We start from the raw sequence: 15,350 nt of genomic DNA, 5'->3' as shown, positions 1-15,350 counted from the left end.
GAAGCCCGACATGCTGATTCCGAGGAACCTACAGGCTTTTATAACGGATTCCAGAAGGGATATTTCTCGTTGACAACCGGACTTTGAAGCTCATCCTCATTCGGAAAATTCCATAAAGGAAACCTACAGAATGCAAGTGACCAAACGCGCTCCCTTAAGGGAAATATTCGGATGGTGCATGTTCGATTTCGCCAATTCTAGTTATACTACTGTAATTATAACAGTCATCTACTGCAGAGTTTTCGCCGAAGTAATCGTTCCAATCTCCTCAAATCCGGCAAATCCTTACGAGGATGGGAATTTTTTATTCGGACTAGCTTTATTTTTCTCTTATCTATTAGTAGTACTAACAGGGCCGTTATTCGGAGCTATCTCCGACTTCTCCGCTAAAAAGAAAACATTCCTTTTCTGGAGCTATCTCAGCTGTGTAATTAGCACCGCGGCTTTTTGGTTAGTTGCTACTCCAGGTGCTTGGGAATTAGGTTTTGCTCTAATCATTCTTTCCAACTTCTTCTTCGCTTCCGGAGAAAACTTTGCCTCTTCCTTCCTACCTCATTTAGGTCCTAAGGAAGAATTAGGAAAAATTTCAGGATATGCTTGGGGAGTCGGATATATGGGAGGACTTCTTTCCGTATTCTTGGTCCAGACTCTTGTGGCGCCTTCAATCGATCCGGCGATCTACGGATCTCTTAGATTTGTAGGACCTCTTACGGCATTGTTCTTCTTACTTGCTGGAATTCCGACATTCTTACTTTTGAAGGAGTACCAACCTGCTATTAAAATACCGGCAGGAGAAAGTTACCTTACTATCGGTTTTAAACAATTATCAGAGAGTATTAAATCGATAAGACATTTTAAAGACCTAGTCATCTATTTAATCTCCTTATTCTTCTCCATGGCCGCACTTGCTATCGTGATTGCATTTGCATTCTTATACGGAAACCAAGAGATCAAGATTACATCCGGACAAGAAGCTGCATTATTCGTATTGCTCCAATTTTTTGCAATGATAGGTGCGATATTCTTCGGATTCGTTCAAGATAAGATCGGGGCCAAAAAAACTTTCAATATCACTTTGGTATTTTGGATCTTCTGCTTGATTGGAATTTATTTTGTAAGAGAGATCACTAACTTTGTTAACGGACTAGGAGTTGATATTTCAGTACAATGGGTATTCGTGATCTTTGGAACTCTCGCAGGTTCAGGAGTCGGATCCACTCAATCTGCAAGTAGAGCAATTGTTGCAGTCTTCTCTCCTGAATCCAAGTCTGGGGAATTTTTCGGTCTTTGGGGTCTTTCCGGAAAACTGGCAGCCGCAATCGGAGTTTTTGCGATCGGTATATTACAGAAAATTTTCGATCTAAGAAATGCATTCTTGGTCGTTGCCGTATTCTTCTTTATCTCTTTGATCATCAATATCTTTGTGAATGAAAAAAGAGGGATCGAAAAAGCGAAGGATTGGGAAAGAAACGGAGGACATTAGTCCTCCTTCTTCCAAGCTTTTGCTTGAAATTAGTAGCTACTCGTTTATAATTAAATCGTGGCAGGCACTGAGTTCAATACAGAAGACGAGTTCGAGTCCCACCAAAGCCAAAGAAAATTGGCTTTGGCGACTATGGATGAATTGACTCAAACCAAATTGGATCTTTTAGATGCAGGTAAAGAAATTCCTAAATTTCTAAACTACGCCATCTCCTACTTAAACCGTAAATATCTCACAGAAGAAAAAGTGATCAGCGACCTGATCGTTCGAAGAGACTCTTCGAGTTAATTACTCGTCGTCATCATCCTTTTCTTTTTCAGCCTCTATTCTTATTTCGGAAATTACTGCTTGGGCCTCGTCAAAGATGGGGGTAAGGGTAGAAGTATCCGAATCTATTTCACTCACAGTATCTTCCAGATAATATGTGCCTTGCGTTGTTAAAAAAAAGAATCTTACCTGATCTAAGTCCGGATTCGGGGTCCAACGGACCTTCTTCCCTTGTTTCCAAAGATACGCATATTTGTGAATGAAACGTGTAGAACTTTTTTGGATACTTTCTCTTCCACCGCCTCCTATAAAAGAAGCTCCTGAAGTTAAAAATAGGCTCGCGTCTCCGGAAAGAAATGCGGCTAAAGTGACTACTTCTCTTTGAGTGGGCCAGTCCATGATGATACCATATACGACTGTTTTACCTTTCGGATTTTGAATACCTATATCATCGTATTCCGTTTCGAATGCGAGTTCTCTTAATTCTTTGTAAGGTGTCTTATCAATGGAGGGAGTACACGCAAGTAACGACAATATGCCGATTATATAATAAAAACTAAATTTGGATAGAAGGCCCAAAAACTTCCCTGACATGAAAGTACACCGTTTTATTTCCCAAAGGATTATCTCTGGAAACCTATCCTGATAGACACCAAGAAAGACTCCTTTTTGCAAAAAGAAGGAACGGAATTTGAGAAAAATTCCGGATTCCGAAAAAATCAAATCCTTCTTATTTCTTTTTGGCCTTTTTCTTAGGAGACTTGGATGTAACTTTTTTCTTGGGAGAAACTTTTTTAGGAACAGTCTTCTTCTTAGCGGGTTTTTTCTTAGCTACTGTCTTTTTTTTACCTTCTTCACTTACTGTGAGACTTGGGTCCCTTTCCATATTTTTAATGTGAGAAGTATGCCTGAATCTGAGTGCGGACCAATCATCGTCGATTGAGATCAATCTTACACCTTCGAAACTGATCTTTCCGAGCGGATCCCAACCTGCATCTCTATGAATAGATACATTATATTTACGGGATGTCTTCTTGGGATAGGCTAACCATAAAAGTCCGTCGTCAATTAAGGTGGTTGGCACCATAGAAGCTATATTGCGGATCTCGACTTCTGTTTGGACGAATGCAAGTATGAGTCTGTATCTTTTTCCGGACCTTAGTGCTCGATCGACCGGAGCCCCTAAACTGGAAAGTGCGGGTTCGAATTCATAAGGAGAAGATAAAACACAAATCTCCCCTTCGCCAGGTTTGAATTGTAATTTACCGAACACGGAATGGATAGCCATCGGTAAATAGAATCCTTTTCGCCAAGAAAAGGCAAGCGAGAAACAGAAAACATTTTTTTGATCCAATTACATATCTATTGGATATTTCTAAATTACCGACTTTCTCCCTGTTTATGGGATACATTCTTTTACCAAGGTAGATAACAATCGTTATCCAACGAGTAAGAACTAACGTCATGCGCCAAAGGATAAGCGTATAGGAAGTTTAGACGACAAATGATCCTGCTTGTTTTGCCACAGATTTTCCTTTTTCTGGTTCTAACAGAAACCACAGTATACTGTGATATATCTCAATAACAAAAAAGGCGAACCGATCGGTCCGCCTTTTCCCTTATTCTAATGTTATAAAATTCTCTTATTGGAATTCCAACATTTTAGAAACCAGTCTCTTTTGATTGAGCTCCAGATCTCTCAGCTTATGGCGAACATTCTTGTCCACCTTACGCAGATATTTTTTATATGTTACAATAATCTGTTTTTGTTTATTATAAGGTAGTGGATTGGTTTCCTCATGTAGTTTGGTCTCCACACTAGGTGCTATGGATTGGACCGGAGTATCCGGCCAGATCAATTCAGTATCATAGCTGGAATAATATTCTAATTTGATCTCTTTATTATTGTTCGGAGTTCTTTTTCCTTCACTTCCAATTTGAGGCCCTTTAGGATCTATATTGATCACCCTACGCATCTCTCTTACGAAAATTTCTCCGTTAGAGTTTGTACGTTTAAATTGCATAATGATCTTTTCTAGTTTTTCAGGATTGCTGCCCGGGTAGATAAAGATACGCGCGTTATAAAGATAAGTTTTAGGGAAGTCCCAGAAAGATTCTCCGGAACCCATATCCAATTCTAGATAAGGTTTATTATCCCTATCCGTTTTTAAGAATTGAGGCAATTCCTGAGGCTCGTCACCGATATATCTTAATGCTTTTTTGGTAGTCTCCATCTGAAGGATCTTATTGATCTGATGGATATTCTGAGAGATAGAAGCGTGCAAATTATCTATCTCGATATCGGAAAACCCAGCCTTACGAATGGCTTCGATCTGACGTTCTATTTCCCTTTCTTCCATAGTGAGGATTTTAGGTGCCGCATCTATTTGTATGAATACGGCCAAAAGAGAAATTATGAGAAAGATAAGGGTTTTCATTAGATGCCTTCCTTCTAAATATCGAAAAGACTATACCCTATTCTTGATCCTAAAAAGGATTTTTTCAAGGGTTCTTTCCTGATTATGCCTCGAATCTTTCGCCCGAATGCTTATTTCGAAGAGGAACTTCGACTTGGAAAATTATTTCCGAGGGAATTGGAGGCCAGGAATTCAGTCTTAGAATCCTCTTTTTCAGTTCTAAACTCTTTTCCGGACTCGGCAAAAGTTTTAGCTCATTCTCCTCCGGAAGAAAACTGGATCAAATATTGGCAGGAGAAGGGAGTACAGATCCCAAAACCTATTCTTCTTAGGAATATAAAACAATCTCTGCAAAAGGAAAAAGAGATCCAAATGGAAGAATGGGGAAAAATATCCCGTTGGAATTCCAACAACAACGAATTAGAGATAGATACTCTACTTGCAGATTCTGCAAAAAAATTCGGATCTAAATTAAACCAAAACGATTGGAACCAAGAATCGAATCCTGATCTAATTTCTTACTCAATTCGTAATTCGAAAGATTGGGAGATATTTTTACAAAAGGAAAAGGACCGCTTCTCTCCTGATCAAAAATTCGTTTTAAAAACTGAGTTTGGATTTGCTGGCGCTCAGAAGTTTAGAGATGTTTCCGGGTTAAAAGATCTAGCCTATTTATTCTTAAAAGTAAAAAGAGAACCTTTTCTGATCGAAACCTGGGTAGATAGAACCAAAGATTTCAGTTTGTTATTCTCCGCAAAAAACGGAAAATATAAAATAGAAGAAGGTACCATTCTACTCAACGATCATAAAGGAAAATACTCCGGAACTTGGATGGGAGAATTTTCTGAAATCCAAAACTATCTTTCCGAAATGTCGGAAAGTTTTTCTCAAGTCTCTAAATTCCATCCTAACTATGAAGGGTATGGTTCAGTAGATTCTTTCTTTTATAAATCTGAGGGGACCCAGGTTTTACGTAAAATTTCGGAAGTCAATTTCAGATGGACAATGGGCTGTTTATTATTGGAGCTCCGACATAGATTTCCTAAGAAGGGAAACGACCTTCTTCTTTTCTTACCTAAAGTCCAAAACTCGGATCCTTATTCTAGATTAAAAATTTGGGAGAAGGAAACAGGTTGGGAAATTTTTCCACTTTCCGCATTCTTCTCCCCTTACAGAAGACCCAACCAAAAAAACCTAATTTGGGTCCGTCTCCCGGCAGGAAAAACCCAGGATCCTTGGGAAGAGGCCAAAATCGTTTCGGAAAGCGGTATCCGAGCTCTTGGCCCCTGAAATGTACTTGTGATTCTTTACCTGCCTCCGAGACTGGTTCCAATCCCTTCGGGGAACTCAGCCTGCAGATATTACTCAGGTTTCAGGAAAAGAGATGGAACTGTTTCTCAATTACGCGCTGTATATTATCGTAAGTATCGGGTTCTTGATTCCCTTCACTGGATTTGTTATCGGAGCGGGAGCGATTGTAAATGCTACCGTTGCTGGATTTGCCGTTAACTTGTTGGCTCAAATCGTAGAAGAGGACAGACTCAAGACTTATCTCGAAAAGAATAAGTCCACTATGATCGGTCAGGCTTTATTAAAAGCCGTCGAAGCAGGTAAGACTAAACTGCAACCAGGTTCAGTTACTTCTCACGCAGAAGAGCATGGTCATGGCGGACATCATCTGATCTCTGTTCAAACTTATTCTCTTGTGTTTGCTGCACTGATCGTTGGAACTGTAATCACCGTATTAGTAGCTCAAGTAGACTTCGGAGCAATGAACACTGTGATCGCTATGCTTGTAGCGACCATCAAAGCTTCCTTAGTATTAGCTTACTTCATGCACCTTAAGTATGATAACGTAATGAACAGAGTGATCTTCGGATCAGGCTTCTTGTTCTTACTTCTTCTTTTTGGATTTTCCGTAGCGGACATCTATACAAGAGCGAAAATTTTCGCTGGCTTCCCTTACTAAGAAGAATTAAATACTTTCTTTGTATTTCAAAAGAACCGGCTTTACAGCCGGTTTTTTTGTAGCCTGAGGTTTTTCTTTCAGCTTTCGTATCCGAATCGAGCAGAGGAACTATGGCAGGATATTCAGGTACACCCTTGGCCAAAAAATTAGGATTTAAAGAAGGCCAGAACGCGATCATCATCAACGAGCCGAAAGAATTTAAAGGCTTATTAGAAGAACTTCCTCCCAATATTACATTCAAGAAGATATTAGCGGGGAGCTTCGATTATATTCATTTTTTCTGTAAGAGCAAAGATGAACTTTCTAAAAACTTCTCCAAGTTCCCGGACTTTCTCGCAGACAAAGGAATGGTTTGGATTTCTTGGCCTAAGATGAGTTCAGGTGTGAAAACAGACTTAAAAGAAGATATGATTAGAGAAATAGGCTTGAAGACGGGATTGGTAGACGTTAAAGTCTGCGCAATCGATTCGGTTTGGTCGGGTTTACTTTTCAGAAGAAGAAAAAGTTAAATTCAGTATCGAATATTCGGAAACTCGAACATGATCCTATTAGAACGTTACAGTCTAGGTTTCTTATTACCAGGGATCATCTTATGTTTTGCCTGTATCGAAAAAGTCCCAGAAATCAAAAAGACAATCGAGATCCCTGAACTAGGTTTAGTATTAAATTATGAAGGCTGGATCTATGAAGAATATGATCCAAATCGAGATAGTTCGGACTCCAGCCGTTCCAAAAACAAAAGAGAATTCTCAAGTGATAAACATATTAAGGTAATGTTTTATCTTTTTGAGCCGGAACAAAACAAAGGTTCCGAGATCAGGACCAATATTAATTTTGTATCGGAACCGATTCCTGCAAAATATTCCAAAGCAACCTTAGAAGATTACGTGGCTTCCATTAGCGGATTGTATTCGAATATATATAAAGAATACGAAATACTTTCCGTTCCTCAAAAATGCAGTTTTGGAAAAGAGAAATGTATTTTTTTTGAATCAAAGTTTATTCTTCCAAACACCGCAGAAAAAAAACAGATCAGAACTCTCCAATGGATCTTTTTCAAAGAAGGTTACGTGTATATTTTTACAGGCACTTTACCTGAGTCAGAGTTTTCGGAGAAGAATAAAAAGATCCTAAACACGATCCAGACTCTGACGGAAAAGATATAATCCTCGATTAGTTGCGTCTTAAAGACTTAGGCTTTTTATCCTCGGTTATATCCTCGTAATCTACTAGAAGTTTGTAAATCGAGACTGCGTCCTTCCAGATATGGATCCGGCCTTCCTTATTTAGATTCCGAACATATTCATTTACTTCGGAGAGACGGGACCTAAAGAAATAGAATAATTTTTTATCTTCTATCGCTATATGACTTACCAGCCAGTCCTTTAAATCCTGTATCAAAATTGCCAAGGATTCTAGCTCTTCTTTTTCGCTTCTTTCTATCATATCGTTGATGAGAATATTAAATCTCTCATGCTGTTTCTGGTGATTTTTCTCCCCGATATAATGGAAATGATGCATAATAGATTCTTCGGTATTAAAATGTTCGCGGATATATTCTATCGTTTCGTAAATCGCTTCTTTTAATTGAGCGCTTAAGGAATCGGCATCTATTTCTTGTTTTAATCTTTGTTTATATAGTTTGTCCGTTTTTACCAATAACTGCAAAAGCCATAGATGTTGTATATCTACGATCGCGATCCCAGTTTTGAGTTTATATCGATACCATAGATCGGAGATCAATTTTAGATTTTCTTCTCCCAGTTTTTTAAATTCTACTGAGACCTCTTGTTTTCCCGAGAACAAGACCATTTGGTATAATTTTTCGATCTCATCCGCGTAGATTGATGCATTTAAATGTCTTTGCATCCAATCCGTGAGTTTATCGTCTACATGGACCATTGCTGCATCCACATATTGTCTGTCTTCGCTCAGTATATGTCTAAACAGCCATTTTTTTAGATTTTTCAGCAGATCCAGAACCGCATTTTCAAAGTCTCCTTCGAAACTTTTTCGTACACGGTTCCTGAGTGCGGTAATGAACCGCATATGTTGTAATCTATGTTGGCCTAGTTTTGTATAACCTATACTCTCCAAAAGTTTTTCTTCCAGAGCGAAATGTTCGGTTGCATAATCTAAAGTTTTAGAAAGTGCATTCGTAAATGTAGTTTCTAATTCGGCTCTGGTCCCCGACTCCAGTTTATCCTCAAGATCAGCAAGAATTCCGATCAACCAAAGATGTTGTTTATCTATTTCAGGAATTCCTAAAGACAGATCGAATGTCTTCCAAATGCCTCTGATTTTTTCTATAACCCTTTCGTCATACATGAGATCATCCTTATAGCTGTTTTACGGAAAACTGTTACAAGGATTCGTGAGTAAGTTTCAGGACGAATCAGAAATCAATTCAGGAAGAATTGATTTATATCAAATGGAAAAATCAGAGAACTTAAAAAAGTAAATCAAATGCCGTATCTTTTGATGATTAATTTTGCTTCTTCTACAAAACTACTTTCTTCTTCTTTTGTAAAAGGTTTGAATACGTTCTCTTGGAATCTTTTCGCTAATTGTATGTATTCCAAACAACCTGCGATACTCATCTCAGGTTTCGCTTTTTTTTCGTAGATGACGATGTCCCCATTCTTAGGAATTACCATCGCTCTTGGAGGGATTTTTTTACCGCCTCGGATCATACAACCGGCGAGTATCATAGCACCGTCTCCGATCACTGCCTCATCTAAAATGATCGCACCTATTCCGATCAAACAACCCTTACCGATCTTACAACCGTGAAGCATCGTATTATGACCTACTAATGTATAATCATCTATGAACAGACTGCCGGTAGAATCAGTATGAAGTGTGCTATTATCCTGGATATTAACACCTTCACCCAATTTAATCTCATTTAGATCCGCACGAACAACAGCACCCGGCCAGAGAGAAGATAGAGGTCCCATCTCTAACATTCCGAATGCGGTCGCAGCCGGATGGATAAATGCAGTCTCGTGAATTTTCATAGTTTAACGAAGAGGATAACCGGAAGAATTTGCGATCTGTATCAAACGATCCGTGATCTCCTTGATCCTTTCCTGAGTTAAGTTCTTGTCCTGACTCAAAAGTTTGAATCGATAAGAAACTGACTTTTTATTTTCAGGAAGATTTCCACCGGTAAATACTACGGTAACTTTTATATCCTGCAACTCAGGGAATTTTTCCAGAACAGCCAAATCGCTGAACTTAGAAGAAGATTCATTCAGATCCATCACCAAAGAAAGATCTATCTCTGTTTGAGGGAAATGAGATGGAGCGGCAAAATAGTTTTTGTTCCTATCTTCAGTCCAAACTTCTAATAAAGAAACAAATTCGAATCTTCCTAAAATGACTCTCTTTTTAATATCAGCCGTATCCAAAGCAGCAGGATGAGCATATCCTAACTCTCCCACTTTTTTACCGGAAACAAATAAGGAAAGAGATGCCTTAGGATGGAAATAGCTTTTTGCTTCTATCTTCCATTCGATATCTCTCAAATTTAAATGCCTTAATACTTTTTCAATACCGGTTCTAACTTCAAAAAAATCGGACTCTAAAACGTTTAGATCCTTCTCGTTGGACTTCCTACCAAAAGAAACCGCCCAAACAAACCATTTAGATTCATTAAAAGGTTCTTCCGCTTTTTTATAAGTACGTCCAAACTCGAAAATTTTCAGTTTTTCGAATCGATCGGAATTGAATCTGATATTTTTCAAAAGAGAAGGATATAGGGAAGTCCTTAAATACGCCTGCTCATCCGGCATTGCATTTAGGATCTTGATGGAATCTTTTACTTCTTCTTCGAACGAATTATCTTTTGAAGAAGCATAAGAATAATTGAATACTTCATTGTATCCAAGGTTTTGGGAGAAGGCCCTTTTTAGATGTTTTTCCAGTTCTCTGGAGAAATTACGAGCAGGAGGTTTTACATCCGAAGCCAAAGGACGAACTGGAATAGATGCATATCCTAATGTACGGCCTATCTCTTCTACTATATCTTCCGGAATGGTAATATCATAATTTTGTCTGTATTTAGGAACAAGAACCTTGACTGTATCTCCTTTCCATTCAGTGGAGAAGGAAAGTTGTTTTAGAATTTTATCGGAAGTAGACTGATCAATCTCTGTTCCGAGTTTTTTATTCAAAAAACTTAAGCTGACCTCGATCTCTACTTTTTTATCCGCAGTATGAATATACCCGGCAGGAAGGCTCGCTTTCAGATCAGGACATCCATTCTCTTTCAGAAGATGTAAAGCCCTTTTGATAATAGGAAGAGTGGTCGTTGCTTCCAAACCTTTTTCATATCGAACAGAAGACTCGGAACGAATTCCTGTTTTTCGGATCGACTTACGAACAAACTCCCTTGGGAAAACTGCAGATTCTAAAATTACTTTTTTGGAATTAGAATCCACCGCTGTATCCGCACCACCCATCACACCTGCGATCGCAACTCCTTTTTTAGAGTTACGAATGATCAGTATCTCAGAGTCAAGTTTGGGAGAAGTTTCGTCCAGAAGAGGAAAACTTTCGTCCTTCTTCGCATAATCCACTTCTAATTCAATTCCACCTTGAGAGGATAATTTATCAGAATCAAAGAAGTGAGTAGGTTGTCCTGCTTCCAATAATAGATAGTTGGAAACATCCACGACATTATTGATCACTCTCACTCCACATTTTTTCAAACGCGAGCGAACGGTTTTATTAGAAGGTTTGATCTGGATTCCTTCAATCGAAGAAGAATAATAAGAATGCGCGTATTCTGTTTCTTTTACCTTTGGAGATATAATATCTTTGGAAAAATCCCAATTAGTTTCGAAAGGATTAAATTTGATCGGCAAATTTAATTGAGCTGCAAGTTCTCTTGCAAACCCGAAATGACTCCATAGGTCCGGACGATGTGTGATGGATTTATTATCAATATCTAAAATAGTATCTCTGAATCCAAAATACTCTCTCAAATTCAGACCAGGTTTTGCTTCCGGATCATCCAGGACCATAACACCTGCATCTTCTTCGGAGAGGCCCAGTTCTTTTTCGGAGCATAACATACCAGAGCTTTTTACTCCTCTTAATTCAGACTCTAGGATTTTTTTATCTCCTAACTCTGCACCTGGAATAGCTAATGGAACCAAGTCCCCTACTTTTAGATTAGGAGCCCCTGAAACGATTTGGATCTTATTTTTGCCGTCGGAAACTTGAGCGACTTGGAGTTTGTCTGCTTGAGGATGTTTTTCTAAAGATTCGATCTTAACTAAAACGACCTTCTCCAAATGAGAAAAATAATTCTCTACCCCATCTACTTCGCAAATAGAAGCTGCAATTTTTTTTAGGACATCCTCGAGGGACACATCCTTGATAGGGGTAAAATCGTTAATCCAATCCAGGGATAATTTCACGTAAACTGTCTCCTAAGGCCAAATATCTGGCGGAGTAGTTTAACAAAAGCGGATAGAGGGGGCTAGTGTCCAGCAGTAAAACGAAGATATAGAAGCTTTAAGGTGGCCCGATGTTTCAATCAGTCTAAGCCAGGAAAATAGGCTTGGAAAAGTTCGAAACGGTGGTGTATTTCTTTCCCTACCTTTACCTTTCTCAATTCTACTTCGAAATCCTCTTTTACTTTTTGGATCTCGTTTTTAGTTCGATTCATTGCGGATTTTTTTTCGGGTCTTCCTTCCCATTTGAAAGCAGCCTCTTGTCTCATCAGTTTTTCTTCTAACTGGCGAAGAGTATTTTGGTTGCTGTTTCGGATCTTATATTCTTCTTTTTGGAATAGATCTTTGGTTTGTTCGTATAATTCTTTTTTTCTATCTTCTAATGCGAGTTCTAAGGTCTCACAAGCCATCACGAAATATTTTTCAGTATCGCCAGGCAACTCAGTTTCAGAAGATCTGAATCTATTCTCTCTTACTGTTTCCGGAAGATTTTCCAATACCTTGGAACTCCCGCTTCGTCGGTTTACTTCCACAACGAATAATTCTTTTCTGTCTAAGGAAAACTTGAATTCTACTATAAATACGAAGTATAAGAAGTTACCGGAGGTTCTATAAAATCCAATCTTCCAGCCGGATCTGTCTTTTAAAAAAGATTGGACTGCTTCCTCGATTAAAGGATGACCGAATGCCAAAAATTCCAATCCATCATCTGCTAACGCAAGTTCAGAATTAAACGTAGCCTTCTTACCTTTATAATTCACTCCATCAAGTTCATATACCTGGGGTTTTAGGGTTTTGAGTTTGAAGTTCAGTCGATCGGAATACTTCTTAGCATATCTAACAAAGAAAGTTTCCAAATGTTGGTTGGTAAAAGATCTCTCCTGCAGAGTGGTCTTATAATAATCTTCTAAATTGAAATCCAATAGTTTAGGAGTGACCAAGGAGCCCAGTTTTTCGAAACCTTTTTTGGCGATCTTAATCCTTTGGTCGATTTCCTCTTCTACTTCTCTTAATTTTTTATTCCCAGTAACAAATCTCATGAAGCTGGAATGAAAATCCAATTCATCTTCTATCGCTCCAAGTAACTCGTCGGAACCTCCGATAGATTCCTCAAAAAGTTTGATCTTATTGGATAGAACTTCTAAAATTCTCTCCGCAACTGTGTCTTTAGAAGCGAAGTTAAAAATAAATACATTATCCTTTTGCCCGAATCTATGGATCCTTCCGATCCTTTGTTCGATCTTCAAAGGACTCCAAGGTAGATCGTAGTTGAATAGAACGTTTGCAAATTGAAGGTTACGTCCTTCTCCACCTGCTTCCGTACAGATCAATATCTCGGAAGTTTTTCTGAATTCGGAGATTGCTTCTTCTTTTGCGTCCGCACTTAAAGATCCATGAAATAACGTGACCTTGTATTCGGATAGAGTAGAAGCTAAGAAGTCCTGAGTACTTCTGAATTGAGTGAATATAATAAATTTAGGATGCCCTTCTTTTTTAAGCTTAGCAATCGTCTCTTTCAGTTTTTGGCTTTTACGATCTTCTTTGATCTTCTTGCCTAAGAGGATCAACCTGTTTAAGGATAATAATTCTCTTCTCAGATTTGCAAGATCGGAAGGCGCGGATTCATCCAGATCGGAAACGAAATCTTCGACTCCTTCTGTTTCGTCCAAGTCCCATTCTTCTAATTTATTACCGACCGCTTGTAAACGATGGAGGCGATTCTCCAACATGAACTTACGTTTGGATAATGCAGAAAGAAGTGCGAATACGGAAGAATCCAATAATTTCTGGAATACGATCATCACGAATCCGATTGCCCTGTTTTGGGTTCTCATTGCGAGATTGTACTCTCTGCGAACGTATTCCGTGGTCTCATTATAGAATTGTCTTTCTACATCGGATAATTCTATCTTTACGGTTTTGGCGAATCTTTTGGTGAATCCGCCTACTTCTACTTTTCTACGTCTTAAAAGCACCTTGGAGATCTTCTCCTTTAATCCGCTTTTATTCCCTAGAACATAATCGTTTATAAAAGTATGATATGGTCCGAGCAAATTCGGATCGACCAAGTGGACCAGATAATATAACTCTTCTAATTTTCCTCTAAAAGGTGTTGCGGTAAGAAGAAGTAAACATTCACATTTTTTTGCGATCTTCTCCGCAAATAAATAGGCTCTGGTAACCTTATGATAATCCCTTCTTAAACGATGAGCCTCGTCAAAGACTACGATATCCCATTTCGTTTTCAGGATCTCTTCGGCGTATTTAGGATTTTTAATAAAGTCTACGGAAGTAATTACATGTTTAAAATTTTTCCAGTTCTTCTCTCCGCTAGCTAAGAAGTTTCTGCGTTTAACGATCTCGAAATCTTCGTTAAATTTGTTTTTTAATTCCTGTTTCCATTGAACAAGAAGCGGAGAAGGAGCAACGACCAAAACCTTTTTGTACCCTCTTCGAAAGATCAGCTCTTTCATAACGAGAGCTGCTTCTATCGTTTTGCCCAGCCCCACCTCATCTGCCAAAATGAATCTAGGTCGAAGAGAGTTCACCACCACGAAAGTGGATTCTATCTGGTGAGGAAGAAGTCTAGTCCTTGAATTGGATAATGCGGAAAGTTTGTCGTAAGCATGAGTGAGTTTTAACTCGAATGCTTGCAAACTTAGATCCAGTAATTCAGGATCCGCAAAAGATTCGGTAAATGCAGTCGGATAAGATCCTATAATTTTCAGTCTGTTAGAATTTTCAGAAACGGTTTTTCTGGTGTCGGAAGACGGAAAGTAAATTTGGAATTTTCCGGAGTCGGAACTTTCTATCCTTCCAATTCCTAATTCAGGTTCATCCTTGAGATAACAGGAATCCCCTCTGAACCCGCTGGAAGAATCGGATTCGAAATCTAGACTGAGCTGCAAAGTAGAGTCCAAGATCAAACTCCCCTTTTCTCTCCCCAGATATATTTATGGGTCTGCAAAGAAAGACGCAGATCCGTTCTATTATTTTCTTTGATCCAATCTACAAGGATTTCAGGGGTAAGCTCTCCGAACACGGGAGAAGCCAAAAGATTTCCCTTTAATTTAAAACCGTCTATCACTTCCAAAGTTCTATCAAAATCCTTTCTATCTCTAATTACGAATTTGATCTCATCCAAATTATCACGTCTATCCCGGACAAATTCTAAATTTTCCAAGATCATTTTGTTTTCCATTCCTGAGCCAGGGAGTTTGTAATCTAGGGTAAAGACCATATTTTCCAAATTAGAAATTGGTTCCGCACCGTTTGTCTCCACCCTCACCCTCGTATAAAGCCCCGAAACTTGCCTGGACTGTTTCAATTTTTCCGCCAATGTTTGGCTGAAAATCCTATTCGAATTTTCTAATGGTTCTCCGCCCGTCAGAAGTATTTGTATAGGAGTAGAAGAAATCGATCCTATCTCCGAGATCACATCTTCTAATTCCATTTCTTTCCCCGCATTTGGAGAAAGAGCGTACGGAGTGTCACACCAAAGTTTGCGGCTTCCGTCCATTCCGCATCTGAGAGAACATCCCGCGAACCGGACAAAAATTGTAGGCAAACCTGTTGAAATTCCTTCTCCGGAAACGGAGAGATAAATTTCATGAACGACGGATTTCATACTAAGGAATAGCTCTCCAAGGTACAAGATTTTTACCTGCTTTCTTTGCAAGAATCCAGAAAAAACCGTTTATTAGAATACCAGAATGATTTTTGGCCCGATCCAGTCAAGATGGGGCTAT

14 protein-coding genes are annotated in these 15,350 nt (G+C 38.8%); 6 read left to right on the top strand and 8 right to left on the bottom strand.

Features of this window, described 5'->3' with window-relative positions; translation table 11 throughout:
* Positions 1–130: 130 nt before the first annotated feature.
* Together EHO58_RS03575 and EHO58_RS03570 are read left to right on the top strand one after the other, a co-directional pair.
* Positions 131–1,483 carry an MFS transporter gene (locus EHO58_RS03575; protein ID WP_135627699.1) on the top strand — a complete coding sequence of 451 codons (1,353 nt, stop codon included), beginning with the start codon at positions 131–133 and terminating at the stop codon, positions 1,481–1,483.
* Positions 1,484–1,540: 57 nt separating this feature from the next.
* Positions 1,541–1,771: a hypothetical protein gene (locus tag EHO58_RS03570; RefSeq protein WP_135627700.1), complete on the top strand. Its 231-nt coding sequence runs from the start codon at positions 1,541–1,543 to the stop codon at positions 1,769–1,771.
* Here the strand turns inward: EHO58_RS03570 and EHO58_RS03565 are convergent, their stop codons facing one another.
* From EHO58_RS03565 to EHO58_RS03555, 3 genes are all read right to left on the bottom strand, one after another.
* Positions 1,772–2,344, bottom strand: a complete 573-nt coding sequence (locus EHO58_RS03565; RefSeq protein ID WP_135627701.1) for a hypothetical protein — start codon at positions 2,342–2,344, stop codon at positions 1,772–1,774.
* Positions 2,345–2,480: 136 nt separating this feature from the next.
* Positions 2,481–3,038 (bottom strand): hypothetical protein, encoded by a 558-nt coding sequence (locus tag EHO58_RS03560; RefSeq protein ID WP_135678653.1) that lies wholly within the window; start codon positions 3,036–3,038, stop codon positions 2,481–2,483.
* A 355-nt stretch (positions 3,039–3,393) separates the two neighbouring features.
* Positions 3,394–4,188 (bottom strand): LIC13212 family protein, encoded by a 795-nt coding sequence (locus tag EHO58_RS03555; protein ID WP_135678651.1) that lies wholly within the window; start codon positions 4,186–4,188, stop codon positions 3,394–3,396.
* 84 nt (positions 4,189–4,272) lie between these two features.
* On the opposite strand from EHO58_RS03555, the gene EHO58_RS03550 reads away from it, so the two are divergent.
* From EHO58_RS03550 to EHO58_RS03535, 4 genes are all read left to right on the top strand, one after another.
* On the top strand, positions 4,273–5,457 hold the full coding sequence (locus EHO58_RS03550; protein WP_135678649.1) for a hypothetical protein: 1,185 nt from the start codon (positions 4,273–4,275) through the stop codon (positions 5,455–5,457).
* 94 nt (positions 5,458–5,551) lie between these two features.
* The gene (locus EHO58_RS03545) at positions 5,552–6,136 is read left to right on the top strand and encodes a cytochrome C oxidase subunit IV family protein (protein WP_135627704.1); all 585 of its coding nucleotides are present in this window, start codon (positions 5,552–5,554) and stop codon (positions 6,134–6,136) included.
* Between the two features lie 110 nt (positions 6,137–6,246).
* Positions 6,247–6,645 carry a DUF3052 family protein gene (locus EHO58_RS03540; RefSeq protein WP_135627705.1) on the top strand — a complete coding sequence of 133 codons (399 nt, stop codon included), beginning with the start codon at positions 6,247–6,249 and terminating at the stop codon, positions 6,643–6,645.
* Between the two features lie 30 nt (positions 6,646–6,675).
* Positions 6,676–7,302, top strand: a complete 627-nt coding sequence (locus tag EHO58_RS03535; RefSeq protein WP_135678647.1) for an LIC_13215 family putative lipoprotein — start codon at positions 6,676–6,678, stop codon at positions 7,300–7,302.
* 7 nt (positions 7,303–7,309) lie between these two features.
* On the opposite strand, the gene EHO58_RS03530 is transcribed toward EHO58_RS03535, so the two are convergent.
* The 5 genes from EHO58_RS03530 to EHO58_RS03510 all read right to left on the bottom strand — a co-directional run bounded on the left by EHO58_RS03530 (position 7,310) and on the right by EHO58_RS03510 (position 15,229).
* Positions 7,310–8,464: a bacteriohemerythrin gene (locus tag EHO58_RS03530; RefSeq protein ID WP_135627707.1), complete on the bottom strand. Its 1,155-nt coding sequence runs from the start codon at positions 8,462–8,464 to the stop codon at positions 7,310–7,312.
* Positions 8,465–8,598: 134 nt separating this feature from the next.
* A complete protein-coding gene (locus EHO58_RS03525; RefSeq protein WP_135627708.1) occupies positions 8,599–9,156 on the bottom strand; it encodes a gamma carbonic anhydrase family protein in 558 nt (185 codons plus the stop codon).
* A 3-nt stretch (positions 9,157–9,159) separates the two neighbouring features.
* A complete protein-coding gene (pheT, locus tag EHO58_RS03520; protein WP_135678644.1) occupies positions 9,160–11,565 on the bottom strand; it encodes a phenylalanine--tRNA ligase subunit beta in 2,406 nt (801 codons plus the stop codon).
* Positions 11,566–11,684: 119 nt separating this feature from the next.
* The gene (locus EHO58_RS03515) at positions 11,685–14,522 is read right to left on the bottom strand and encodes a DEAD/DEAH box helicase (RefSeq protein WP_135678642.1); all 2,838 of its coding nucleotides are present in this window, start codon (positions 14,520–14,522) and stop codon (positions 11,685–11,687) included.
* A 2-nt stretch (positions 14,523–14,524) separates the two neighbouring features.
* Positions 14,525–15,229 carry a 7-carboxy-7-deazaguanine synthase QueE gene (locus tag EHO58_RS03510; RefSeq protein ID WP_135627711.1) on the bottom strand — a complete coding sequence of 235 codons (705 nt, stop codon included), beginning with the start codon at positions 15,227–15,229 and terminating at the stop codon, positions 14,525–14,527.
* Between the last annotated feature and the right edge of the window lie 121 nt (positions 15,230–15,350).

The sequence above is a fragment of the Leptospira selangorensis genome (assembly GCF_004769405.1).
GTDB lineage: Bacteria > Spirochaetota > Leptospiria > Leptospirales > Leptospiraceae > Leptospira_B > Leptospira_B selangorensis.
Note: the sequence above shows the minus strand (reverse complement) of the source record. Positions and strands in the feature narration are given on the sequence as shown.